Annotated in this window: 19 protein-coding genes; 5 read left to right on the top strand and 14 right to left on the bottom strand. The window is 35.8% G+C overall.

The features are described from left to right. Positions 1-249 precede the first annotated feature (249 nt). The 3 genes from ACFQ1K_RS13810 to lspA are packed head-to-tail and all read left to right on the top strand — an operon-like array spanning position 250 to position 2,623. Positions 250-1,179 (top strand): dihydrofolate reductase, encoded by a 930-nt coding sequence (locus tag ACFQ1K_RS13810; protein ID WP_320554167.1) that lies wholly within the window; start codon positions 250-252, stop codon positions 1,177-1,179. A 35-nt stretch (positions 1,180-1,214) separates the two neighbouring features. Beyond that, on the top strand, positions 1,215-2,108 hold the full coding sequence (fabD, locus tag ACFQ1K_RS13805) for an ACP S-malonyltransferase (protein ID WP_320554168.1): 894 nt from the start codon (positions 1,215-1,217) through the stop codon (positions 2,106-2,108). A 14-nt stretch (positions 2,109-2,122) separates the two neighbouring features. Then, on the top strand, positions 2,123-2,623 hold the full coding sequence (gene lspA, locus ACFQ1K_RS13800) for a signal peptidase II (RefSeq protein ID WP_320554169.1): 501 nt from the start codon (positions 2,123-2,125) through the stop codon (positions 2,621-2,623). Here the strand turns inward: lspA and ACFQ1K_RS13795 are convergent. From ACFQ1K_RS13795 to ACFQ1K_RS13780, 4 genes are all read right to left on the bottom strand, one after another. After that, complete coding sequence (locus tag ACFQ1K_RS13795; RefSeq protein ID WP_320554170.1) at positions 2,620-2,811, bottom strand: hypothetical protein; 192 nt, start codon at positions 2,809-2,811, stop codon at positions 2,620-2,622. The genes lspA and ACFQ1K_RS13795 overlap by 4 nt on opposite strands. A 189-nt stretch (positions 2,812-3,000) precedes the next feature. Next, the gene (locus ACFQ1K_RS13790) at positions 3,001-4,278 is read right to left on the bottom strand and encodes a metal-dependent hydrolase family protein (RefSeq protein WP_320554171.1); all 1,278 of its coding nucleotides are present in this window, start codon (positions 4,276-4,278) and stop codon (positions 3,001-3,003) included. 11 nt (positions 4,279-4,289) lie between these two features. Next, positions 4,290-5,309, bottom strand: a complete 1,020-nt coding sequence (galE, locus tag ACFQ1K_RS13785) for a UDP-glucose 4-epimerase GalE (RefSeq protein ID WP_320554172.1) — start codon at positions 5,307-5,309, stop codon at positions 4,290-4,292. 3 nt (positions 5,310-5,312) lie between these two features. Beyond that, positions 5,313-6,470, bottom strand: a complete 1,158-nt coding sequence (locus ACFQ1K_RS13780) for a DegT/DnrJ/EryC1/StrS family aminotransferase (protein ID WP_320554173.1) — start codon at positions 6,468-6,470, stop codon at positions 5,313-5,315. A gap of 126 nt (positions 6,471-6,596) precedes the next feature. Here ACFQ1K_RS13780 and ACFQ1K_RS13775 point away from each other — a divergent pair, with 126 nt between their 5' ends. Together ACFQ1K_RS13775 and ACFQ1K_RS13770 are read left to right on the top strand one after the other, a co-directional pair. Further along, the gene (locus ACFQ1K_RS13775; RefSeq protein ID WP_320554174.1) at positions 6,597-7,835 is read left to right on the top strand and encodes a 3-deoxy-D-manno-octulosonic acid transferase; all 1,239 of its coding nucleotides are present in this window, start codon (positions 6,597-6,599) and stop codon (positions 7,833-7,835) included. Positions 7,836-7,922: 87 nt separating this feature from the next. Beyond that, positions 7,923-8,306 carry a hypothetical protein gene (locus ACFQ1K_RS13770; RefSeq protein WP_320554175.1) on the top strand — a complete coding sequence of 128 codons (384 nt, stop codon included), beginning with the start codon at positions 7,923-7,925 and terminating at the stop codon, positions 8,304-8,306. 68 nt (positions 8,307-8,374) lie between these two features. On the opposite strand, the gene ACFQ1K_RS13765 is transcribed toward ACFQ1K_RS13770, so the two are convergent. From ACFQ1K_RS13765 to ACFQ1K_RS13720, 10 genes are all read right to left on the bottom strand, one after another. Then, positions 8,375-9,373, bottom strand: a complete 999-nt coding sequence (locus ACFQ1K_RS13765) for a LacI family DNA-binding transcriptional regulator (RefSeq protein ID WP_320554176.1) — start codon at positions 9,371-9,373, stop codon at positions 8,375-8,377. Between the two features lie 79 nt (positions 9,374-9,452). Next, the gene (locus ACFQ1K_RS13760) at positions 9,453-10,754 is read right to left on the bottom strand and encodes a T9SS type A sorting domain-containing protein (RefSeq protein ID WP_320554177.1); all 1,302 of its coding nucleotides are present in this window, start codon (positions 10,752-10,754) and stop codon (positions 9,453-9,455) included. Positions 10,755-10,916: 162 nt separating this feature from the next. Continuing rightward, positions 10,917-12,560 carry a T9SS type A sorting domain-containing protein gene (locus ACFQ1K_RS13755; protein ID WP_320554178.1) on the bottom strand — a complete coding sequence of 548 codons (1,644 nt, stop codon included), beginning with the start codon at positions 12,558-12,560 and terminating at the stop codon, positions 10,917-10,919. 277 nt (positions 12,561-12,837) lie between these two features. Continuing rightward, a complete protein-coding gene (locus ACFQ1K_RS13750; RefSeq protein WP_320554179.1) occupies positions 12,838-13,752 on the bottom strand; it encodes a glycoside hydrolase family 17 protein in 915 nt (304 codons plus the stop codon). Between the two features lie 26 nt (positions 13,753-13,778). Then, positions 13,779-15,326 carry an MFS transporter gene (locus ACFQ1K_RS13745; RefSeq protein WP_320554180.1) on the bottom strand — a complete coding sequence of 516 codons (1,548 nt, stop codon included), beginning with the start codon at positions 15,324-15,326 and terminating at the stop codon, positions 13,779-13,781. A gap of 7 nt (positions 15,327-15,333) precedes the next feature. Beyond that, positions 15,334-16,830, bottom strand: coding sequence for a glycoside hydrolase family 30 protein (locus tag ACFQ1K_RS13740; RefSeq protein WP_386134334.1), 1,497 nt, complete (start codon positions 16,828-16,830; stop codon positions 15,334-15,336). Positions 16,831-16,834: 4 nt separating this feature from the next. Beyond that, complete coding sequence (locus ACFQ1K_RS13735; RefSeq protein ID WP_320554182.1) at positions 16,835-18,130, bottom strand: glycosyl hydrolase family 17 protein; 1,296 nt, start codon at positions 18,128-18,130, stop codon at positions 16,835-16,837. A 13-nt stretch (positions 18,131-18,143) separates the two neighbouring features. Next, complete coding sequence (locus ACFQ1K_RS13730; protein WP_320554596.1) at positions 18,144-21,593, bottom strand: hypothetical protein; 3,450 nt, start codon at positions 21,591-21,593, stop codon at positions 18,144-18,146. An 88-nt stretch (positions 21,594-21,681) separates the two neighbouring features. Next, complete coding sequence (locus ACFQ1K_RS13725) at positions 21,682-22,524, bottom strand: glycoside hydrolase family 16 protein (protein WP_320554183.1); 843 nt, start codon at positions 22,522-22,524, stop codon at positions 21,682-21,684. A gap of 15 nt (positions 22,525-22,539) precedes the next feature. Further along, positions 22,540-23,952, bottom strand: a complete 1,413-nt coding sequence (locus tag ACFQ1K_RS13720) for a carbohydrate-binding protein (protein WP_320554184.1) — start codon at positions 23,950-23,952, stop codon at positions 22,540-22,542.

Genomic DNA, 23,952 nt, shown 5'->3' with positions numbered 1-23,952 from the left:
AAAAAACAGAAATTATAGAATAAGTGACTTTAAATGAAAGAATTATCATTTTCATAAAATAGACTTTACATTTTGGCAAACTACATAATTTTTTAATGTAAAATTTACGAGATATTTAACTTATTAAATCCCTCTTTAAAGCCTGATAATCAACGATATCGTTTTCGAAAACCGTAAGATTAGATTCCTATGAATTAGCGATAACGTTTTAGTGAAAAAGAAGTATCTTTATCTGATAATTTTAGGATTATGTTCGGAAAGAAAAAAACAACTTCGACAATAGATCAAGACCAATTAGAACTCATTGAATACGCCCAAAAACGTATCAAACAAAAAAAGCGACTATACATTCATTTTGTAATTTTTCTTATTGGTGCTGTTTTCTTAATTCTTGCCAATACTATTCTTGGTATTGGTAAAGATTTTACTATTGCAGGTATTGATTGGTTTGTATATGCCATACTTATTTGGTTATTTTTATTTGTCTATCATTTTGTAAATGTGTTTATCACCAACAAGTTTATGGGCAAGGACTGGGAAAAACAACAGTTAGACAAGCTCGTAAGTCAACAGCAAAAACGTATTGAAAAATTAAAAGAAGGGTTTTTGAAAGAGGAAAAGAAGATTGCGCAATCTCAGGCCTACAATGAAGCTCAAAAGGACACAACTGAAGAAAAAAAAAACTCCATTGAGTTAACAATCATTGTTGCCGCTGGCGAGGATAATGCTATTGGTAAGGACAACGATCTTATCTGGCATCTCAAGGATGATTTAAAGCACTTTAAAAAACTCACTTCTGGACATCATATCATTATGGGACGTAAAACTTTTGAAAGCTTCCCTAAGCCATTACCTAATCGTACACATATTGTAATCACCAGGCAAAACAATTATAAAGTACCTGATGGAGTCATTGTAGTTAGTAATCTTGAAGATGCCCTTGATGCGGCCAGAAACGACAATCAACCTTTTATTATTGGTGGTGGTGAAATCTACAAGCAATCTATCAACCTAGCAGATAAATTAGAACTGACCCGAGTGCATGCTACTTTCGACGGTGCGGACACCTTTTTCCCAGACATAGATTTAAATCAATGGAAGGAGATTAGCAGAACTACTCATGATGCAGATGAGGATCATAAATATGCATTTTCGTTTATAACCTACGAGAAAAAATAAATATTCCTATTTTTGCAGCACTAAAAATTAGTCACATGAATGCATACGTATTTCCAGGTCAAGGTGCTCAGTTTTCAGGAATGGGATTAGACCTTTATGAAAACTCACCTTTAGCACAAGAGCTTTTTGAAAAAGCAAATGATATTCTTGGTTTTTCCATTACGGATATTATGTTTGAAGGTTCTGATGAAGACTTAAAACAAACCAAAGTCACACAACCAGCTATATTTTTACACTCTGTAATTTTAGCAAAAACCTTAGGCGACAGTTTTAAGCCTGATATGGTTGCTGGGCATTCTCTTGGTGAATTTTCCGCGTTGGTCGCTTCTGGTGCTTTAACCTTTGAAGATGGGTTAAAACTCGTATCACAGCGTGCGCAAGCTATGCAAAAAGCATGTGAATTACAACCAAGTACAATGGCGGCAGTTTTAGGGTTAGATGATGATGTGGTTGAAAAAATATGTGCTATGACTGAAGGTGTTGTGGTTGCCGCGAACTACAACTGTCCTGGTCAGTTAGTAATTTCTGGCGAGGTTGAAGCGGTGAACAAAGCTTGTGAAGCTTTAAAAGAAGAAGGAGCAAGACGTGCCTTGGTATTGCCAGTTGGCGGTGCATTTCATTCACCTTTGATGGAGCCTGCGCGCGAGGAATTAGCAGCAGCCATAGAAAACACAATGTTTAGTAAGCCTAATTGTCCTATTTATCAAAATGTAACAGCCTATGCCGTTACAAATGAAAATGACATAAAAGCTAATTTAATTTCTCAATTAACTGCACCTGTTCGTTGGACACAATCTGTACAGCAAATGATTGCAGATGGTGCTACACACTTTACTGAAGTTGGTCCTGGTAAAGTTTTGCAAGGACTGGTAAAGAAAATAAATAGAGAAGCAGATACTTCGTCAGCGATTTTTGAAACTAATATTTAACACCCAATTCAGTTTTGAATAGAAACATCTTTATTGTACTTCTAATAGTATTTAATATTGCCGTAGATCAAATTACAAAAGTTATTGTTAGGGCAAATATTGAAATTAGGGAAGTTATAGAATTAATTGGTGATAAATTCATTCTCACCAATGTTTACAACAAAGGGGCCTTTCTTGGAATGGGCAGTGATATGAATCCTACTTTAAGAACCATATTCTTATTGATTTTGCCTACCATAGTTTTAGCCTACGTGATTTACTATATAATAAAAACAAAAGAATTGGATCGTTTGAGTCTTATCGCATTTTGTTGTATCATAGGAGGTGGTGTAGCCAATGTTTTTGACAGAATTGTATTTGGCAAAGTCACCGATTTCTTTTTTATAGATTTAGGTGGCATTTTTAAAACCGGCATATTCAATGTTGCTGATATTTCAGTAACAGCAGGCATGATTATGTTGCTTCTCAGTGGTATATTTAATAAAAAGAAAGAAGAGAGACAAGAAACTGCTTAACGCGCAAGTTGGCAATCTTCACAATCTTTGATTTCACCGTAATAGGTTTCACGATATTTATGAAGTGTTTTGTAAGGAATACTAAGGAATTGCTTTTTGATGTATGTGACTTTAGTGTTTAGTACACCCATCTTTTTTGAGAATCTTCCTTCTTGCTTTGTTTCTCTTTTAATGCTTATCAGTTTCATGGTAATCAATTATCATTAACTACAAAACAACAAAGACTTTAAAGCAATCACAAGAAATAAATGTTAATTCCAGGTTAAGCCTTTTTTAGATTATCATATTGAAAATCAGAAGCTAAAATCGTTGAAAGATTAATAACAATATATTGATTTAATTACAAGTCTTACAATTGGTCACTGTGCTAATTTTGACTAATTTTTGTAAATCACACCATCTTTCATCACAAAAACCACATTTTCCATGGTCGAAATGTTTTTGGTTGGGTCATCATTTACAGCTATTATATCCGCTATAAAACCCTCTTTAATCTGACCCAGTTGGTTTGCCATATTTAAAATCATAGCGTTAGTGACTGTTGCACTTTGAATCGTTTCCATAGCTGGCATTCCTGCTTCAACCATATAAGAAAACTCTTTTCCATTCTCACCATGATAAAACACTGCGGCATCTGTACCAAAGGCAATACCAACCCCTGCTTTGTAGGCCCTCCCAAACATATCTTGAATTTTTGGACCAATATCTAGAGCTTTAGGCACCACAACATCTGGATAGTATCCTGGTATTTTAGCTTTATCCGATACAAACTTACCTGCAGTAATCGTAGGCACCAGATAAACATCATACTTTTTCATAAGCTCCATAGTCTCCGCACTCATCAGCGTGCCGTGCTCTATAGTTTTTACACCGCCTAAAATGGCACGTTGCATACCTTCGTCACCATGAGCATGCGCTGCTACGTGAAACCCGTAATCTTTCGCAGTTTCACATATAGCTTTTATTTCTTCGATGGTAAATTGCGGATTTTGACCGCTTTTGGCTACACTTAGCACGCCTCCTGTTGCTGTAATCTTTATTAAATCAGCACCATTTTTATAACGCTGCCTTACTGCTTTTTTGGCATCATCAACACCATTAACCACACCTTCTTTTGGCCCTGGGTTTCCAATTAAATCGCGTTTTGCACCATTAGTTGGATCTGCATGGCCTCCTGTTGTAGCTAAAGCGTTTTCAGCTGTAAATATTCGAGGTCCTTCAATTTTACCTACGTTTATAGCATTTCTAAGAGACACATTAACACCTGTACCACCTACATCTCTAACTGTAGTAAAGCCACTCATTAAAGTTACTTTTGCATTGACGACTGAATTAAACGCTATATCAGCATCATTCAATGTATAGTCTTCTAAATACGACTTTGGATTGGTTTCGCTCTCAATATGCACATGCATATCTATAAGACCTGGCATAACAGTTTTAGACTTTAAGTCAATTACAGTATCTTCAGTGCTATTAGGATTCTGGTAGCCCTTTGTTACAGAAACTATTTTGCTCCCTGAAACCACAATGGTTTGCTCGGTACGTATTTTCCCAGACTCAGTATCTATTAATTTCCCACAATGTATATAGGTGTTTTGAGCGGTTAGAACTATTGAAAAGACGAATGCTAAAATACTGAGTGATGTTTTCATGTCTAATTAATTTATTTATTTCTGATTTTTTGTTCCCATTTCCATGCTGAAGCCATAGCATCATCTAAAGTCAATTCTGTTTTCCATCCTAAAACATCATTCGCTTTTGTTGTATCTGCATATGCTGCCGTTATATCTCCTTCTCGTCTACCAACAATCTGATATTTTAAAGTTTTACCTGATACCCTATCAAACGATTGAATAGCCTCAAGTACAGAGCTTCCCTTACCTGTCCCTAGGTTAAAAACTTCATAGTTTGCTCTATTTTTTCCTTCGATAAGACGTTGTAAGGCCACAACATGAGCTTTAGCTAAATCTACGACATGTATATAATCTCTGATACAAGTGCCATCAGGTGTTGGATAGTCACCACCGAAAACAGACAATTGCTCACGCATCCCAATAGCAGTTTGTGTTATGTAGGGGACCAAATTCTGAGGAACACCTATCGGCAATTCGCCTATCTCTGCTGAAGGATGTGCACCAATAGGATTGAAATATCTTAGAGCTATACTTTTTAAATTTTGATTTACCTTACAAGTATCACCTATAATTTCTTCACCAATCTGCTTGGTATTTCCATAAGGAGATTCTGCTGGTTTCACAGGTGCATTCTCAGTAATTGGCAACTCATCTGCCTGCCCATAGACTGTACACGATGAACTAAAAATAAAATTAGGTTGAGCCAGCTTGGTTAGTTCCTGGAGAAGATATACCAAGGTTGTTATATTATTTTCATAATACATCAAAGGTTCTTGCACACTTTCTCCTACAGCTTTGCTAGCAGCAAAGTGAATCACACCTGCGATATCATTATACTTTTGAAAAAAATCAATGACATCGTCCTTAATTTTAAGGTCTATTTTTTCGAAATGTGGTCTGACACCTGTTATTGCGCTAATACCGTCTAATACCTCTATGGAGGAATTACTTAAATTGTCTATAATAATGACCTCAAATCCCTCATTTTGTAATTCAACAACAGTATGCGAACCAATAAACCCAAGACCTCCCGTTACTAGTATTTTCATAGGTTAACTTTGGTTAATGAAATTAAGTATTGTTGTTGTGATAAAGTTGATTTGCTCGTCATCCAACTCAGTATGCATTGGTAAGGATATAACTGATTCAACTAATTGGTTTGTAACCTGAAAGTCCTGTTCGTTATAACGCTCATCTTTATAAGCTTTCTGCTTATGCAAAGGTATTGGATAATAAACGCCACAAGGAATATTATGTTCTTGTAAATGTGCTACCAAAGCATCTCTATCCACATTTTTTAAGTTTAATGTATACTGATGAAACACATGGCAATCACAAGTATCACAAATACCTTCGCAAGATGACCTGCCTGAAGGTGTTGTAATTTTTGGATGGTTTTTAAATGCTTGCGTATACTTTCTAGCAGCATTACGCCTCGCCTCATTGTATTTGTCTAAATGTGGTAATTTAGCATCTAATACAGCTGCCTGAATGGAATCTAACCTTGAATTTACACCCACCACATCATGATGATAGCGCTTATACATACCATGATTAACAATACCTCTTATGATATGTGCTAAATCGTCATCATTAGTGAAAATAGCACCTCCATCTCCATAACAACCTAAGTTTTTTGAAGGGAAAAATGATGTTGAAGCCACATGACCAATAGCTCCTGTTTTTGTTTTTGTTCCATCTTGATGCGTGTAGTTAGCTCCGATACCTTGGGCATTATCTTCTATGACATACAGGTTATGCTTCTTAGCCAAATCCATAATAGCATCCATATCTGCGGCTAAACCAAATAAGTGAACTGGAACAATTGCTTTTGTCTTTGGCGTAATCGCTTTTTCAATTGCAGCCACATCTATATTAAATGTTATTGGATCTACATCGACTAACACAGGTGTCAGTTGTAATAAGGCAATAACTTCTACTGTAGCTGCAAAGGTAAAGTCTGCAGTAATTACCTCATCACCAGGTTTAAGCCCTAAGCCCATCATTGCTATTTGAAGCGCATCTGTTCCGTTAGCACATGGTATCACGTGTTTCACACCAAGATAATCCTCTAAGTTTTTTTGAAACTGATGAACCTTTGGTCCGTTTATAAATGCTGCGCTTTCTAAAATCTCTTGAATTGAAGGATCTACAATATCCTTTATTTTTTTATATTGACTCTGAAGGTCAACCATTTGAATTTTTCTCATTCCTTGAAGCGTTATAATAAATTTTGAAAAGCACTTTTATAATGCTCTAAGCGAAAATACGAAATTGTAACCGCTAAGCCAATGCAATTAATTGAAAGAAATGTATTTTAGCACAAATCTAAATTATTGAGACTAGTCTATACTATAGGAATCTATTTAACGGGAATTGTTTTAAAAATTCTTTCAATTTTTAACGCCAAGTTAAGACTAGGAGTAAATGGCCGAAAAGAAACCTTTAAAATTTTAGAGTCGACTATAGATAGTGAGGATAAAACCTTTTGGTTTCATTGTGCTTCACTTGGCGAATACGAACAAGGTTTACCAGTTTTTGAAAAATTGGTGGAAAAATTTCCAGACTACAAAGTGGTACTCTCATTCTTTTCTCCTTCTGGTTATGAAGTAAGAAAGAACTCGAAAATAGCAGATACCGTCGTTTATCTTCCTTTAGACACAAAAGCCAATGCCAAGCGTTTTTTGAATATTGTAAACCCTGACTACACCATTTTTGTGAAGTATGAAATCTGGCCAAACTTTTTGTACGAATTAAAAAAAAGAAACCACAAGGCCATACTTATATCTGCCATATTTAGAAAGTCTCAAAGTTTTTTCAAGTGGTATGGTGGATTGATGACATCTTCGTTATTGGCATTCAACCACATATTTACCCAGAATGAAAAGTCTAAAAAACTACTTCAAACAATTGGATACCATTCGGTCTCGGTCACAGGAGATACACGCTTTGATAGGGTCTTTAATCAGTTAAATATGGATAATTCAATAGATTTTATCCAAGAATTTAAAGGTGATAAGCTATGTGTCGTGTTTGGCAGTACATGGCCTGATGATGATAAACTCTATATGAATTATATCAACTCCCTAAAATTTAAAAATTTAAAAATAGTTATTGCTCCACATAATGTAAAGCCCAGTTACATCCAATCCCTTAGGTCTCAAATAAAGGCAAAAACGATTTGCTTTTCAGAATGGTCAGAAGAAAAAAAACTTTCTGAATTTGACATCTTTATCTTAGATACAATAGGCTATTTAAGCAAGGTCTACAGTTATGCAGATATCGTTTATGTTGGTGGAGCTGCAGGTACAACCGGCCTACATAACATTCTGGAACCTGCTGTTTTTGGCATTCCCATTATTATTGGAAAAAATTACAGCAAATTTCCCGAAGCAAAAGCACTAATTGAATTGGGAGGAGTCCATGCTGTTTCTTCACCATCAGAATTTGAATCTGTATTTGACGTCTTAGCTTCCGATAATTTAAAGCGTCAAAAACAAGGTGCAATTAATATAGATTACGTTAAAAAAAGTAAGGGAGCTGTCATCCAAATACTTGATTATATACGTATATAAACTTCAATTCGCTTTTAATAAATTTTAAAATTTCGTTTAAATTATTAAATTAGAGCATTAACAACAATTAACACTAAAACTATTAAAATGAAAAAAGTTGTATTAAGTTTAGCCTTAGTTGCATTTTTAGGCTTATCATTAAACTCTTGTAGAGAAACTAAAGAAAAAACTGAAGACGCCGTAGAAAATGCTGCAGACAAAGCTGAGGGAGCAATAGATGATGCAAAAGACGCTGCTAACGACGCTATGGATAGTGCTAAAGACGCTGCAAATGATGCCATGGATAGCGCTGAAGATGCCGCAAATGATGCCATGGATGCCGCAAATGATGCTGTAGACAGCGTTAAGGAAAGTGCAGAAGATATGGCAAATGACGCTAAAGATGCTGCCAAAGATGTTATTGACGATGCAAAAAAAGCTGGCAATGATGCCATGGATAAAGCTGCAGATAAAATGAAAGGTGATAATTAATCCCCTTTTGATTTTAAACAGATAAAAAAAGCCTGAAGTGTTCTTCAGGCTTTTTTTATTTAATTAGTTTAGTTTGTTGACTCTGCAAGTTTGAGTTCACTTGGTACGATAATGGTTTGTAAGTTATGATCCTCTTCCTTTAAATTGTCAACCAATAATTGAACAGACATTTCACCGATCTCAAAGGCCTTTTGATGAATTATCGAAATCTTTGGGCTAGATAGCAACTGTGTATGTTCGTAACCAAAACCAACTACAGACATTTCCTTTGGTATGACCTTTCCTATTTTTTTTGCCATGTTTATTGCTATAATGCCAGTAATATGATCAATAGATACTATAGCATCTATGTTTTGATGGTTCTTTAGATAACTATGAATGCGAGCCTCAACATCCTTAACTTTACTGAGCTTCAAAACGTCTGGTTTTAGATTTGCGTCTTCCATAGCCTTTTCATATCCCTTGATTCTAAGCTTACCAACACTTAGCTCTTCAATATTGCTTACCAATAAGATGTGTTTACGCTGTTCGGTTTTAATTAGATATTCTGTGGCTTCGTAAACTGATTTAAAATCATCTACTACTACTTTATCACAATTAATTTCATTAACCACTCTATCAAACATCAATACGGGAATTTTACTATTTACAACCTTATTAATATGCTCTGTTTGTTCAGTGACCTGACTTTCTCTGGCTACAGCTATAATAAAACCATCAACACTACCATTAGACAATAGCTCTAGGCTGCGTTTTTCTTTTTCCAAAGACTCGTCCGATAGACATATAATGATGTCGTAGTTATTAATGGTCGCCCTTGTTTCTATACCATGAAGAACTTCAGCAAAAAATGGATTAGTGACCGTTGGTAATATAACACCAATGGTTTTTGTCTTATTAGTCTTAAGCTGCTGTGCTATACGATTAGGCTTGTAATTGAGTTTGTCCGCTAATTCGTTAACCCTTCTTTTGGTATTCTCACTGATCTCATGGCTATCATTTAAGGCTTTAGAAACTGTAGACACAGAAATATTCAAGAGCTTTGCTAATTCTTTTAAAGTAGTCATAGTTAATTTTTTAGTTACATAAAAAAGAGCGCATTGTAAAAATACGCTCTTTCTGTTAGCTATTAATCAATTTAGGCTATTAATTTTTGATGAGCTTAACCGTTCTTGTTCCGTTTTCACCTTCAATTTTTGCCATATAAATTCCATTGTTTAAGCCTGATGCATCAATTATAGCCTCATTTGAATTTGGTGTCATTGTAATAACTTGTTTTCCTTGAATATCATAAACCCAAACGGCTTTAATTATTTGGCGATTCGAATCGATATTCCAAATTGAGTTTGTTGGGTTAGGAGACACACTAAACAACTCAGTACTAAATTCATTCGTTGAAAGTAGGTTTTGAGTAAAAATGATGTTATCTACATACACAATTCCGCTATTATCTACACTATCATTTAGCGGACTAAATTTCCATTGCCATAATGCCGTATCCGCGAAACCAATATTGGTGAAAAATGACATTGGAATTTGCACTCTAGTCCAGGCCTCATTGACAACAGGTTCTTGTACACTGATTTGATATTTATGCTCTGTTATTGCACCACTGTTACTTATTAATACAAAATCAAAACCAACTACAGTAGGACCTGCCCAATAATCAAATGATACATAGTTATACGAAGACACGTCATCAGGACCTCCTTCACCCTGTCCCCAACCAGCAACACCAAAATTAAATTTAAGCGCTTTATTCTCAGTAGCCGAAGGATCTAAGTCGGGTTCACCGGACAACGTACCAAAGTCATAAGCGACTGGGAAAGTAGTGGTAAAACCTGAATTATCGTTATAGATACTATATACTTCAGCATTTGGCGCATTCGGGAGATTTGCAGGACCAGATGGTATTGGATCTGGTGGTATTACTGCTCCATTCGGACCATCTATATTATCTATATAGTAAGTGCCGGACGATGTATTACCTGGACCTGAATCTGCAAACAATACTAAAATTGAATAATCGTTTGCTAAACCAGAACCAAAATCCAGAGTTATAGTTTGCCATCCTGCAGCTGAAGTACTAAAGTAAAGTTCAGTTGCTACTGGTTGGCTTGAAGCACCCTCTAGTTTTAACAAATGTGTTCTATTAGAGGCATCTGGGGCCCAGAATTCTAACGTCATGGTGTTATTACTATCATTAGACAAGTCAATGTATGTACCCATGTTTAAAGATGCTCCGTCAAAGTCTGCACCATTACTTGTTAATTCTAATACTTGGTTCGAAGTATTCGTTGGGTCTGTGACTACAGCTGCTGTAGCACCATTAAAAGCACCCCAGTTATCATCTTCTGCAACTTCAAAATCTAAGGGTAAAGATTGTGAGAATACATTACCGCACATTAAAAGTGCAATTGATAAAATACTATGTTTAATATGTTTCATTGTTTTATTGATTGTTATAGTTGAATTGATTTCGCAGAGAACCTAAGTGCAATTAATATTCGCGACATTAAATAGTACTATTTGGTTTAAATTAAATTAAAAAAGGCGAGTCTAAATATTTAGACTCGCCGTGTAAATATATTGTTCTAAAAACTAAAGGTTTTAATTTTTGACCAACTTAATTGTTTTTGATCCGTTAACACCTTCAATTCTTGCCATGTATACACCTGTTTTTAATGAAGAAGCGTCAATTACAGCCTCATTAGAATTTGGAGATAAGCTAATCACCTGCTTTCCTAAAATATCAAAAACCGCCACATCATTAATAAGGTTTGCACTTGAAATATTCCAAACATTGTTTGTTGGGTTAGGGAATACTTTAAACTCTGATAACCCGAACTCTGGATTTGAAAGTGTTCCACCATAAAAATATACATTACTTAAGTAAACTTCCTTAGAAGCTAGGGTACTTCCTAAATCCAAGGTATTAAATTGAATTAAAGATAGATTCGATAGATCTACTGGAGAACCAGCACTATCAATATCCCCAAAATCGTTTAAATTCATACCACTAGGAATCTGTAAGTCAATTGATACCCAAGTCCCAGACTGAGCGGCAGAAAACTCATATCGCGCAATATTAGCACCATTAGCACCTGGATCTGTGTCTAACAAACGTATTCTTAAAATATCATTATCTGCTAGGTTATCACAATAAACATCTAAATGTAAAAATGCCGCAGGAGTTATGTCTATGAAGGAATTTCCTGGAAAAAAGTTAAATTGGAAACCTGATCCACCAGTTATCATTCTAGCTTCTTCGTTTCCATCAGTATTTAAATCAAAATTTGTTAAAGTACCACCAAAAACATCTACTTGAGGCACTGTTACATCCGTGAATACATCACTCAAAATTGATATTGCTGGAACCGAAGGAGGAGTTGGCGCAGCTGGTGGTAAAGCAGGTGCTTCTGTAAAATTAACTGTATAAGTTTGCATATCTACCCCATTAGGTGCAGTAACATCTAAGGTAGCCGAACCAGGTATTCCTGGCGCCTGAGTTACATTCACATTTGATGACCCATTCCCTGCTTGTGTCGCCACACCAGCAACAGTCGGTGGAGTTAAAGTACCATTTGGTAATTCTACATTGTATGTTAATGTATTCGATGAAAATCCTGTCACGGTAACACCATCCAGTGTTAAATCGGATAATGTTGCATCTTCATTTGGATCAACTACAGTTCCTACCTGTACTATATCGTCAATATACCAGATACCACCATTACCGGCACCCACTGTAGAGCATCCACCACCTTCACAACCTGGATCATAATTTGGTTGAATAACTAATACCGGATATTGTTCCGTACCAGTTAAACCTGGTTGTGTAGAAAAATCAAAAGTAACTTCAACCCAAGTATTAGCAGTATTAATAACAACATCTCGGTTGTAAGTCGGTTCCATATTTAATCCATTTTGGATTTGAAATCTGATGCTTTGACCTGCAAATGGGGCCCATACTTTCATTGTAAATTCAGTTCCATTTGCTAAATCAATCAAGGGTAAACCCGGAGTTTCAAAACCAAAACCTGCAAACCAATCTGCAGTATCTGGTTTGTTAACTTCCAATACCCTAGTAGAAGTGTTAATTCCAGATTGGTCAGGATTCACAATATTTCCAAATCCCAAATTCCCAAATTGAAATTGCGGCGCAGTTGTGCCGTCTTCGAAATCTATAGGTAAGGATTGACCAAAAGTCAAAATCGTACCTAATAGAAAAATTAAAAAAGTAATTTTCTTCATAATCATTATTTATTTTAGTTATTTAATAATTCCATGCAATTTTTGCACTGTAATTGCGTTATTTGTAAAGATATTGAATTAAACCTAGTTATTCGTTAATTTTACCTTAACAATAGTCATACAATAAATTGGTTTTAATCTCAAGCTGTATACTTACCTAAATCTACTATCACTATTAGGTTTTACAAGCAAATAACCATTTTCAAAAACAATAGATACAGACTTGATGTAGTGGTAATGTAGTGATAAATTATTTTTTGCTAAACCTCATTAAAAGTTAATACTTTAATTTTTCGTGCTTATCCCAAAGCCCCCAATATGCTCCTACTTCACCTTCTGGCCCAACTTTCCATGACTCATCAAATGAGGAGAAATAAAATATTGGGATTTCGTTTTCCTTTGTCCAATTGATAGCATCAATAAAATATTTCATAGCAGCCTCTTCACCTGCAATTGCTCCTCTTAGACCACCGCCACGACTTGGCCATCCTGTTTCGGTTATAATAATAGGTTTGCCTTGTGCCGCGTCTACCACTTGACCAAACATAGCCTGCATGTGTCCGAGTGCGTACTCAATAGGACAACCTTCCCAATAAGGATATAAATTTGCTAAAACAACATCTGTACTTTCTACTAAAATTGGATGACGTGAAAATTCATAATAAGCATCCACATAACCCACGGGAATATTCATGCCAGTAAGTGCTTCTTTAACACGGTTAATGTACCCAACTAACTCTTCTAAGGAGAGGTCATTTCTATAAAGTACTTCATTTCCAACAGCTGCTACATCAACACAACCTTCTTTTGCTAATTGTATAAGGCCTTCTATTTCCTCTTCGTTGTCCTCTTTGTCATCTCCAAGCCACGCACCAACCAACGTTTTTAGACCATGTTTCTTAGATAGACGTGCTACATGCTCGTTACCTTCCACACAAGAAAATGAACGAATCCATTTGGTATAAGGCTTTAGTATTTTAACACGACGCTCAACCTGTTCTACAGTAATTGTATCACCTGGTCTTTGGCCATCTTCATACATACTAAAACAAATACCATGCATGCCGTCATTTAATGTTTTTCTCCATAACGCTTTTAAGTCTTCCAATGAATACTTTGAAAGATCAATACCCTGGGTTAAAGTTTGTTTGTACCTAGTAGGCTTAAAATAGAATTCTTCTCTGTATGACATTTTTATTTTTTAGTTTTTGTTGATAATTATAATTCTCCTCTTCGTTCAACCAATTCTCGTTTAATCTCTCTAGCCCGTTCTTCATTAAGGCTGTATTTCCACATTACCCATACCGCAAGAGCGGCAGTAGCTGATGGTACTATTATATCTGCTATTCGAAGATTGGTCATGGTTTCAATAGATTGCTCAGTAGCATTTGGATCAAAACCAACAATACTTAATATAACACCACCTAAAACTAATGCAATGGATTGCCCAATCTTTACCATTAACCAATATATAGCACCAAACGTTCCTTCTTTTCTAGGCATCCCATTTTCTAATTCATCCAAGTCACAAACGTCTGCCGTCATGGACATCATTAAGGTAAATAGACCACCCATACCAAATGCAAATAATGGTATAGGCACAAAAATTAACCATGGTATTTCACTTCCTGGTTCAATACTAAACCAAGACATACCAACATTTTCTAAAGCCGGATTTAAAGTTTCAAATAAAGATCCTACACCAGAATTCAAACTTTTTCCAAGTCCAGTTTGCGCAAATTGGCTGTTTAATTCCTTATCAAAGCCCCACCATTTACCTATATAACCAATAATGGATAGCACAGTTGAAATAATAAATGCATTTTTCTTACCCCATTTATTAGCCATTCTAGAAATAATTGGTATGACTATAAATGCCGTGATTATAGCATTGATCGTATTGAACCAAGCAGGCCATGTACCTGCTAATTCATAACTACCATTATACATGTAAAATACTATGATGAATACTCCGAACGCAGCAACCAGCTGAAATCCGTTGAATACTAAGAACGTTGCCCCACACAATTTCATAAAAGGACGATTCTTTGACACCTGAACGATTCCGGCAAGCAAATCCTTCATGTTGGCTGCTAATGTTTTAAAATTGATTTCTTTACGATTTTCCATGTGTGAAGAATCGATTCCTTTACAAAAGAGTGCAGGTAATATCCCAAAAACAACACACATCACACCAACGATGAGTGCCATTGTTCGTACACCTTCGGTTTGGGTATTAAATGTTTCCGTATCTGGTATAATAACATAAAGCCAAGGCACTATCATCCATGCAATCTGCCCCATTGTATTTGAAAATGCCATTAGCCTCGTACGCTCGTTGTAATCTGATGTCATTTCATAACCCAAACCAACTAAAGGAGTGGCGAACATGGTGTTACCTATTAGGAATAACAGTTGTAAAATCATGACATGCCAAATGATATAGCTCTGTGAAGCGTTATCATCTAATTGCCACATCAGAAAGAATAATAGTCCACTAATAATTGCACCTACGAATATGTATGGTCTTCGTCTTCCCCATCGTGATTTTGTGTTATCAGAAATGAAACCCATTATAGGGTCTGTAATAGAATCAAAGATTCTTGGTAGACCTCCTAAAAGCCCGGCCCAGAGTGGATCAACACCCCATGCTGTTAGTAAGAAAAACTGAATAAATACGCCTAATGTTCCAGGCAGAATATTTAAAATAAAATGACCAGCACCAAAAGCTGCTTTTTGACCAATAGGTACCTTAGTTGAACTCATATTTTTCTTATTTAGTTGGTATTATTATAGTTTGAATCGCTTGCGCGCTAATATTCACACTAGTTCTTTTCTCATTCAGCCACAAATTGAATTGTTTCGCTGTTTTACCTTCGTTAAAAACTACCACTGCTGTTGAGCCATCTGGGTTTTTTGCAGCCGTAATCATTAAGTCAGCATCCGATTGGTCTATACCCAAAACTTTGGCACCTGGTCTTATATATTTGCTGAAATGAGCCATGATATAATATAAAGGTGTAAAGTAGACCTCATCATTATCTTCATCTACAATTACTGGCGCTATACACCAATTTTCAAACCAATTTGGCCCACCTTGTTTATTCAAAACCATATTCCAATCTACCCAACCGTCTACCCAATTATTAAGACATCCAATAATATCTCTCGCATAACGGTTTGCCGGTGCATATTTGGGATGTAAGTACTTTTCTTCTTCCTTTGCCCAATCCCAGCCCCAATCTGTAGCTTCTTTTTTCCAATACCAAGCATCATCTTTCCATACTGGAACTTGTGCATCAATACACCCTTCGGTTTCTATAAGGTACTTATCTGGTGCTTTTTGATGCGCATACTGAAGGTCTTCAGCAAATATTTTATACGTGCTCTCATACCAATGTATGGCCGTACCATCATAATATTTGGAAGATTCTTCTGTAGCATACATCACGTCTACCCACTCTTTTAAACCTGCTCTGTTTTGATCATAACCTAAAATAATCTTGTCACCGTAACCATCAGCTTCTAGCTTAGGACCTAAGTGATTTTGAACAAAATCGGTCATTTCTTCTGGTGTAAAGTGCATACTCTCCCAATTATTCCCATTACCATGAGGTTCATTTTCTACAGTAAAGCCCCAAAGCTCTATACCTTGATCTTTATAAGCTTCTATATATTTAGAAAAGAACAAGGCCCATGTTGGATAATACTCTGGAAGTAGTTTACCTCCAACCCATTCTTTATTATCTTTCATCCATGGCGGTGCTGTCCAAGGTGACGCAAACAGTTTGAAGCCGTCTTTAGAAATAGTCTGAGCTTCCTTAATCATGGGAATTAAATCGTCCATATCCTCTTTGACAGAAAAATCTTTTAATTCCTTGTCTTCGGTAGGAGTGTAAGAATACTGATCTAATGAAAAATCGCAAGAATTCATGTGTGTTCTACACAACGAATAATTAGCACCTTCTTCACTGAAATAAGCCTTCATTATAAGGTCTCTATTTGTTTTGCTCAACTTATTAAGCAAATAAGCTGAAGACTCTGTAAATGCACCACCAAAGCCTGTAATGGTTTGGTATTTTTGATCTGGTAGAATGCGAACAATTGGTAATGTATCTATTTCTTTATCGTTTACCATAGGCTTTATGGATGTCAATTGATTTCCACTAGCCGAAGTTTCAAAAATTTCAACATTTAGTTGTTCTGGTTGTGTATTGCAACTCATAGCTGATATTAAAAGACAATAAATACTGGTTTTTAATATTTTCATTTTATTAATGTTTTGCCATAATATCTTCCTCAGACGGTGGTACCAACACATCTTCTAAAAGTGCATTTTTATCACCATTGTATGTTTTAGTGATAGCATTTCCATTTCTGGTTAATCCTTCAAAAATTCCTTTATCTACCAAATCCCAAATAGGATATTTTGCTTTGCCGTCTATAGTAAATAATCCGAAATGATTTTCAGAACCATTAGGATTATGAGAGTCCTTCCACTGTTCATTGAATGCTTCAAAATAAAAACATGAAATCTTGGCTCTATTAGTCCATCGTCTCATTAATTTATAATATAAGCCTTGTTTATATTCATCAGTGGCTCTAGAACCATTTGGCCCATAATACCCAGTGGAAGTTGTTGCCCATCCTGTTTCTCCAATATGTACAGGTTTATTGACACCAACGCTTTTCATATAATTAGTTACACTATCGTACTGTTTTTGGGCAAATTTTATAGCGCGTTCCATGGCCATTTCAATTTTAGTCGTATCCGGCATATTCGCATGAGCTTCGGGAACTCCCCAAAATTCTGGATTATAATGCGTGTTGTGATAAGGATAGGTATGCATTGAAATAAAGTCGACTGATTTAATTAATTCATTTAAATCATCTACATGGTACCTGCTCTCACCGCCTCCCCAAGACGCGAAATCATCAGAACTGGTAATCCATAAGTCTTTAGGTAATTTACCCTCTCCTTTTAACTTTTGAAGGTGTTTGACCCATTTTAAAATAACCTCTGGTTGAACATAGTAAGACGTTGCCCATTTTACCATGGCCTCATTACCTACGGCAATAATCTTAACAATATCTGGATATTGATTTGCCAAAGCAACGGCCCTTTTGATCTCACCAGCATTATTGGGGCTTTCAACATCATGATTAGGCGCTTTATCCGTCCATGCATTAAGACAGTCTATCCAAGCACCAAGCATTACGTACATTTCAAAATTTTCATCTTCCTTTTTCAATTCTGATATTGCCTTTAATACATTAGAGGCATGTGGTAATTTTGGTTGTACATTATAGGTTCTAAGTAACTTAACTCCCATAGCTGAAAGAATCCTTAAGTCCTCTTTTAACTCTGCAATAGAGGGTTGACTATCCCTAGTCTTTCCTCTATATCCACCATAAGAAATAGCCAGATAATCTGGATTTCCTAATATCTCTTTTGCTGTCACTTCTTTTTTAATTTGGGTTAAGGGCTGTTGTTCCCTGTTCTTTTCACTTTTGCAAGATATCATGAACACGATAGATAAAATACATACTGATATTCTTCTTATTTTCATGATGCTTACTTTTTTATTTTAAATAGTCTTCTTTAATATGAACTGTAATATGCTCTACTTCACCCAAACGACTAAACACTTTGTCGCTGGTATCGTTATCCAAACGCATTTGATTAAATGTTTTTACCGAGCCATTTTTAAATGAAACATTTGTTTTGTAATCACTACCTATTGAATACACAACAGGTACCTGACAAAACGTAAATGCCAATTGACCTTCGTTAACATTAACCGTAGCCTCATCACCATTAATATTTACATATTTAAATGTTTGTGCCTCAGCCAAGAACTCGTCTTTTCTAAGCATACAAGGATCAAAAACCAACAGACCATCTTTAACAAAAACACCTAATTCGCCGAAACGACTTAAAATATCCTCTTTAACCTGACCTGTCATTCCAGGCTGTTGCGCACCCTTTCCTGCTGGTGTATGCGAATAAGGATCGGTTGGGAAAGCACCATATAATTTTGGCGATTTGTGAACACCTATACCTTCATTAATCTCATAATAATGTTCTAAAAGTCTACCAATAACCTCTGGAGAGGCATTTTCAGCAATGGCTTTTTGGCAACACTCCATTACAGCTAGTAACAACTTAGACACCATATGCCAATATATAGAACCTAAACCTTCATAGCCATAAAAGGTACCTGAACGGCCAGTGAATGCTTTATGATTAAATACGCTTTCAAAAATTTGAATCACTTTTGCTTGCTCCGTTTCTACTAATTCCTTGTAATTCGTTTCTCTGAGGTCGTTTAGTGCCTCCTCTAAATCATTTGCATTCTTGAAGTTTCCATTAAAATGATAGCTGCCATTAATATCCTTTTTGATGATCCGTGTATTCCCATCTGAAATTAAGGTCTTTAATAATTTTGAATCATTTACAGCTTCGGATGAAATGATGTTTCGTTCCATGAAGCCCTTAAGATTTTTATATGGATATAAAACGTAGCTATATTGATCTTCCCTAAAAAGCTTACTTTGTTTTAATCCGTCTAAAACCGCTAGATTCTCCTCAGAAGATAAATAACCAGAACTTAACACCGCAACTTGTCCTTCTAACATTTCATCCAAATATGATATGGAAACAGCTTCGTTTCCTTCAACCGTCATTAAATTATAAGCATGATAAAGATTATCATTTCTTTTGTTCGCTCTAATTGAATGTTCTAAATGTTTTATTGCAGATTTCGTAAAGTCTAATACTTCATTCAAATTAATCTGTACCTTATCTCCAGAGAATGAGTTGTTGTAAATTCGATCTCTGTAGTTTCCACCTGCCTGGCCAATAATGTCCAGAATTTGTTTCCTTTTACTATCATCTATTGCGCCATTTAAAATTGCTTCGTTTTGAATGAATGCTGATTTTACAGTACTAAAAAATTCTGCAAGCTCTGATGAAACTTCAATCTCGCTAGTAGACGCACTTTCAAACACTCCTTCAAAAAACTTTAAAAATCTTCTCAAGTAGTAAAGTGTTACCATAGAAACACCATTACCAACAAGGGCATTATTGGCATCATTCCATTCAGGTCTTTGAGTATTCATCCAAATACCTCCTTCAGGAATAAAGTTTGAAAGTTTGGCAAGGGTTGTTGCCAAAATCTTTTCCATAAAATTGGCTCTAACAATAGACCCGTTTTTATACTGTAATAGCGCTCCGTCTGCACCAATTCTATTTCTATTTGTTCTGATGTTCTTATCTGAGTCCTCATCAAACTCAATAGTATCCTTTGGATTTTTTAATGTATCGTGGTAACCTTTTATTCGGTAAGGTACGTTAGCATATACAAAAATATCTTCCGTAAAGAAACTCTCTAATTTTCCAGGCTTATATTCCTCGATAAACTCTAAAAACTTAAGCAAGTAAATAATCTGGTGATCTCCCCAATATCCAATATATGACCAAGGATCATCTGGTTCTATAATTTCCCAATCAAAACCATCTTTTGTTATACGGTAAGGATTATAACCATCAAAAGTTGTAGCATTTAGAAACTTGTGAATCATATTTTCGATAAACTCAGGATAAGAAGCAGCAAGTGCCTCCCAGTTTTGGAAAATATCTCTCCAGTTACCTTCGTAATCTAAAATTTTTGAACCATCTACTTCACTTCGCGTATTTATTGAGAATTTATTCCATGGCCTACTTGGATCTCCATGCCTTCTACTAAACTTTAATGGCATGTACTCTAAACAAAGTCTTTTAAAATCTTTGTCCGAACTAGAGTTTGCGACGTGTTTTAGCTCACTTAACTTGAATTTTTCTGGCAAGCCATCCAATACATCCGCATTTTGTTTGGATACATTGATATTGGCATTGCTCAAGTACTTCTTTAAATCCCATTTTTCAATGGTATACCCATCATCAAAAATTCCTCCACGCATGATATTGAATAGCGTATTAGAGAAATGTCTTGTGTCTCTATAATTATCAGAGGTTAATTGTAAACCATCTGACGATGCATTAAGTTTTATAAGCTTTTTTGTACCAAGTTGAATGTTGGCCTCGACTTTTGCTGCAAGTTGGTTATCTGTTCCTATTTGCTTAGAGATAGCAACAATATCTGAGGAATCTTGATTAACATTCGCTATTATCATCCACTCTTTTGCAACTTTCGATTCAAGAGTTACTGAAGCATTTACAAAGTAAGCTCCCTTTTCAGCCTTTATATCGGTTTCTTGATTAACCTTGCCAAAATTCCTGAACTTGTCTAATTGTAAAGAAGACAATAAATAGTTTGGATTATCAATGCCTATTGACCAAGCTATATTGGCCTTGAGTGCTTCACTTGGTTCTGCTTTGTCCACTATTATGGCACTTAATGCAAAGATCCCTATACCAGTATCTTTAACCAATTCCGTTCTTTTATAGGCATCTACCAAGTTACTACTGGCGTTTTGTAAGGCACTACTAACACCAAATGGCATCACATTCTGAATACCATCTAACAACTCTACTTCTATAGAAGTTTCTGAATTGTTTATTAATGTTGATTTTTTAACAAAACCATACTTATTGCTAGAGCACCATTCATATCTAAAAGTTAGGTCCAAATCCAGATTAATTTCTTCAAAAATCAGGGCATTACCATAGACACTTTTATAAAGATTGCAGATGGTATTGTAGTTATCCTGAAACCTAATTGAAAATGGTTCCCAAATGTACTTTTCGCCATTTTTGGTGACCTGAAATATAGATTTTGCACCTGTTATCTCTGAGGATTCAGTTATTTTATCATCTGAATAATACGGAAATAATGCATACTCAGCATTTTTTCTTCCAGCAGTTAAACCTCCATTACTAGATATAAACATCCAGTGATTAGAGTCGCTAACAATACTCATAAAGAAAGGACGCATCTGGTCACTGTTAGAAATTTTAAAATAGTCCTTTCCGTTAATACTTACAGGTTCTAATTTTACGGCTTTATCTTGTGTAGTTTTCTTTTCCAAAATCTTAATGATTCAACGTTGGTTGTTAATAGATGAGGGTCAAAAAGGCCAAGATTATAAATCCTGACCTTTGAACATGGTATTTTATTTTTTAGTCGGCTGAATACACTCTTACATAATCCACATACATGGTTTGTGGAAATACTGTGTTTTCATTAGGGTTTCCATCAAATACACCACCGACAGCTAAATTGATAATCATGAAGAATGGTCCATTATCAAAAACCCAATCACCAGTTACATCCTCTGGTGTAATTTGGTTATATAAAACATCATCTACGTAGTAGTTAATATATCTTGGACCCCATTCTATGCCATAGACATGAAATTCGGAGTCTACACGACTATCAGTAAATTCATATTCTTTTACGATTGCATTTCCAGCTGAATACCCTGGGCCGTGTACTGCCCCACTTACAATAGTTGGCTTTGAACCACCATTTTCCATGACATCAATCTCACCACAGAATGGCCAACTAATTTCATCTATATTAGCTCCAAGTAGCCAAAATGCAGGCCACATACCTTTGCCATATGGCAATTTCATTCTGGCCTCAAAACGCCCATACTTTTGCTCAAATAAACCTTGGGTTAATAGTCTGGCTGACGTATAACCTGAACCTTCAAAATCTTCTTGAATTGCAGTAATTTTGAGCATACCATTTTCTACGACCACATTTTCTGGTCTATCAGTATAATATTGAAGTTCAGCATTTCCCCATCCATTATTACCAGTGCCTATATCATAGGTCCATATGGCCGGATTAGGAGCTCCATCAATATCAAATTCATCCTGCATTGATATGGTGTTAAAGTTTGTTACGTTTTGAGTCTCATCGGGATTACAATTTGTAATTAATCCCATGAGTCCGGCACAAAGCCCACTGCATATAAGTATTGATTTTAGTCTAATGTTCAAATTCCTATTTTTCATTTTTAGCTTTTTTTTTTAGTTTTCTGCGTAGAAATAAATATTATCTATAGATAAATTGGCAATATTATTATCTGTAACAAATAACATCATTCCAATGGCATCCCTAGAGGTAAGCCCATTAAAACTTGATAATGGAATATCAAACTCTACCCATTCGTTACTCAATAATTCCGTACCTAATATTTGAAATGATCCCGAAATACCATTGGGCAAGGTGAAATTATTATGCAGCTCCATATTTATATAGTCTGATGCGTCAACAGTTTCATTAACTCTAAACTCTATGTGCAAATGTGTCATATCTGTAGCATCTATAGGATCTACATCACTTCCGTCTCTACCATAAAATTCAATAGCTACGAAATTTAGCATAGTGTAATCAATGATGTTATTTCCATTTTCATTTACTGCACCACCCAGAGTCGTTTGAAATGGCTCATAGAACCCGTTGTAATTATCTACCGGTACATTAGCGAAAACATCACTAAATATTGAAATCACATCGATGTCAACAGCCTCTATTGTTAAGGAACCCTCTGCCGAAATACCACCTATACTCGCTGTAATTACAGCCGTATTATCACCGCCTTGTCCTGGGCCATCAACAGTAACTATTCCTAAGTCATTAACCGATGCCACAAAAGGGTTGGATGTTTCATAATCAAAATAAGAAGGTGCTGCTGACACAGTAATATCCTGTCCATCAGGGAGGTTTGCCGTATAAGTCAATCCAATTAATGGTACCGATGTATCGATATTGGCTTGGGCCGTTTGGTCCTGACCACCAAGTATTCTAGGTCTTGGTTGACCTAGCGTACCCAAGCTTTCAAAACGCAACTCATCAATCCAAAATGAATAAGATGCTCCGTTAGTGCTCTGTGTTCCCGCTGCAAACAAAAACAAACCTCGTTCTTGAACTAATTTAGAAGGGTCTGGAATAGGTATAATATACTTTTTCCAAGCTGTTGAAAGTACTAAATCACTAACACCAACCGCATATTTATCTTCTATAAAGTCTGAACCGAAACCAACCTCAATTGTTGCAGAAGTTGATGCCTTTGCCCAGAATGTTAAGGCGTCATATCCCGATAAGTCTCTTCCTTCACCGCGATCTTTGAAAATCCCACCTATGTAACCTCCATTTGGATCGTCTGGTGCTGGCACATCTATTCTGATTGAAGAAGAACCTTCATAAACCTCATTGTTATCTGTTCCAAATCCATTAGTGTTTGCGCCCGTTGCTGGATCAAAGGATGTAAAAAATTCATCTGTCAAACCTACTGGATCATCTATATAGATATCTCCGTTTGTAGGGAATGTTGCTAAGTCTACATCATCTGAAAAACCTCTTTCGCAACTTATCATTACGATAGATATCAATCCAACTAAAGGTAAGATGATGCTATATTTTAAATTTTTGTTTTTCAT

Origin of the sequence: Winogradskyella aquimaris (assembly GCF_042676105.1) — a bacterium.
Taxonomy (GTDB): domain Bacteria; phylum Bacteroidota; class Bacteroidia; order Flavobacteriales; family Flavobacteriaceae; genus Winogradskyella; species Winogradskyella aquimaris.
The sequence above is the reverse complement of the archived record's forward strand: the minus strand, read 5'-3'. Positions and strand labels throughout refer to the sequence as shown.

Bases quoted from the DNA above. Each gene is read 5' to 3' on its own strand.
- ACFQ1K_RS13810 (WP_320554167.1), top strand. From the start codon at position 250: ATGTTCGGAAAGAAAAAAACAACTTCGACAATAGATCAAGACCAATTA.
- fabD (WP_320554168.1), top strand. From the start codon at position 1,215: ATGAATGCATACGTATTTCCAGGTCAAGGTGCTCAGTTTTCAGGAATG.
- ACFQ1K_RS13795 (WP_320554170.1), bottom strand. From the start codon at position 2,811: ATGAAACTGATAAGCATTAAAAGAGAAACAAAGCAAGAAGGAAGATTC.
- ACFQ1K_RS13790 (WP_320554171.1), bottom strand. From the start codon at position 4,278: ATGAAAACATCACTCAGTATTTTAGCATTCGTCTTTTCAATAGTTCTA.
- galE (WP_320554172.1), bottom strand. From the start codon at position 5,309: ATGAAAATACTAGTAACGGGAGGTCTTGGGTTTATTGGTTCGCATACT.
- ACFQ1K_RS13780 (WP_320554173.1), bottom strand. From the start codon at position 6,470: ATGAGAAAAATTCAAATGGTTGACCTTCAGAGTCAATATAAAAAAATA.
- ACFQ1K_RS13770 (WP_320554175.1), top strand. From the start codon at position 7,923: ATGAAAAAAGTTGTATTAAGTTTAGCCTTAGTTGCATTTTTAGGCTTA.
- ACFQ1K_RS13765 (WP_320554176.1), bottom strand. From the start codon at position 9,373: ATGACTACTTTAAAAGAATTAGCAAAGCTCTTGAATATTTCTGTGTCT.
- ACFQ1K_RS13760 (WP_320554177.1), bottom strand. From the start codon at position 10,754: ATGAAACATATTAAACATAGTATTTTATCAATTGCACTTTTAATGTGC.
- ACFQ1K_RS13755 (WP_320554178.1), bottom strand. From the start codon at position 12,560: ATGAAGAAAATTACTTTTTTAATTTTTCTATTAGGTACGATTTTGACT.
- ACFQ1K_RS13750 (WP_320554179.1), bottom strand. From the start codon at position 13,752: ATGTCATACAGAGAAGAATTCTATTTTAAGCCTACTAGGTACAAACAA.
- ACFQ1K_RS13745 (WP_320554180.1), bottom strand. From the start codon at position 15,326: ATGAGTTCAACTAAGGTACCTATTGGTCAAAAAGCAGCTTTTGGTGCT.
- ACFQ1K_RS13740 (WP_386134334.1), bottom strand. From the start codon at position 16,830: ATGAAAATATTAAAAACCAGTATTTATTGTCTTTTAATATCAGCTATG.
- ACFQ1K_RS13735 (WP_320554182.1), bottom strand. From the start codon at position 18,130: ATGAAAATAAGAAGAATATCAGTATGTATTTTATCTATCGTGTTCATG.
- ACFQ1K_RS13725 (WP_320554183.1), bottom strand. From the start codon at position 22,524: ATGAAAAATAGGAATTTGAACATTAGACTAAAATCAATACTTATATGC.
- ACFQ1K_RS13720 (WP_320554184.1), bottom strand. From the start codon at position 23,952: ATGAAAAACAAAAATTTAAAATATAGCATCATCTTACCTTTAGTTGGA.